This is a genomic window from Desulfamplus magnetovallimortis (assembly GCF_900170035.1).
Taxonomy (GTDB): Bacteria; Desulfobacterota; Desulfobacteria; order Desulfobacterales; family Desulfobacteraceae; genus Desulfamplus; species Desulfamplus magnetovallimortis.
In genome coordinates this window covers 1-575 of record NZ_LT828640.1, presented here as the reverse complement: position 1 = coordinate 575, position 575 = coordinate 1, and the positions used below count along the sequence as shown (strand labels likewise).

Genomic DNA, 575 nt, shown 5'->3' with positions numbered 1-575 from the left:
ACTTCTTATCGTTAAATTTGTGTGGAGTTCCCGTACCACCCATAGTTGAGGCTCTCCACCTTCAGGTGCCAAGCCGTCAAGTGTATAGATCAGACCGGATTTCTCTGATGCTTGTTTTAATTGGCCAAAAAGAGTTCTTTCATTGCAGGCCAAAAGCGGAAGATAACGTTCCGTATAGAGATGGCGTACCTGAGAAGCTGATATCTGCACTTTGGGCAACAGACTCTCATGAATATCATCGTATATTTGGTGGCCGACTTGGCGCTTCCATCCAATAGTCGCAATGATATCATAGCCAAACGTGCTGTGCATTGGGGCAGCTTGTAACCACTCAGCAGATTTCAGCCCGACTGAGTGATTTGGGCAATTCGGATTTTCACAATGCTTAGGCCAATAACTCATTTGGGAGACCCCCGAAAGACTCTGGATAGTTTTCACCCCACTTCGGTAGTGACACAGTGTGAGGTGAGATTGACAGAGAGGACACCGATCCAATTCACATACGAATACCTCAACCTTTTCGGGTATTAATTTTTTTTGTTCTCATCAGCGACTCCTTCAAATCAAGTTTTTTC

Annotated in this window: 1 pseudogene; it reads right to left on the bottom strand. The window is 44.9% G+C overall.

The features are described 5' to 3' along the window. Positions 1-312 (bottom strand): annotated as a pseudogene (locus MTBBW1_RS27390) (hypothetical protein); the annotation flags it as partial. Between the last annotated feature and the right edge of the window lie 263 nt (positions 313-575).